Origin of the sequence: Mesorhizobium sp. M0898 (genome assembly GCF_040319695.1) — a bacterium.
Taxonomy (GTDB): Bacteria; Pseudomonadota; Alphaproteobacteria; order Rhizobiales; family Rhizobiaceae; genus Mesorhizobium.
This window is the reverse complement of record NZ_JAMYOE010000162.1, coordinates 1-565: the sequence shown is the minus strand read 5'-3', so window position 1 is coordinate 565 and position 565 is coordinate 1. Positions and strand designations below refer to the sequence as shown.

Sequence of the window (565 nt, the reverse complement as noted above, 5' to 3'; positions counted from 1 at the left end):
CCGCTGGCATGGAGCTGCGCCAAACGCCGGCATCGATCTTGTCGGTCTTAATCCTGGCATGGGCGATCGCCTTCACCTGCATCGGGTTGGCGACAATCACCCGGCCGACATAGGGCGACAGAACCCGCACCACCGCCATGGCGTTGCCCGTGGCCTCGACGACAACCTCATCCGTCCGTCGCAAATTGCGGCCGAACCCTTCCAGTCCCGAGCGGGTCATGTCGAGCCGTTCGTGATGGCGCAGCCGGCCGTCTTCCCAAACCACCACCTCCGCAAAGGTGCGGTGGATGTCCATTCCAATCACACGTCTCATCGGCTCCCTCTCCTCAACAATCGGGAGCCAGCGGGCGACGCGACACCTACGGATCCGCGCTCTCGGCGCAACCGGGCAGGTCGCAGGGGCGGCCAGCTACTAACGCGAGCTCGCAGCTCATCGAATACATCGGCCTGCCTGCACTTGGCGTGCTCCCGGTGCCCCTGTCCCGGATGGTCGCACCATACGCCGAAAATCGCTCATCTCCAGCGGGGATCGGATGGCACCGTCATGATCATACCGGTTACCAAC

The 565-nt window shown here is 63.9% G+C and carries 1 pseudogene; it reads right to left on the bottom strand.

Annotated features, from left to right (window positions below):
- A pseudogene (locus NKH90_RS34730) lies at positions 1-313 on the bottom strand (IS110 family transposase); the annotation flags it as partial.
- Between the last annotated feature and the right edge of the window lie 252 nt (positions 314-565).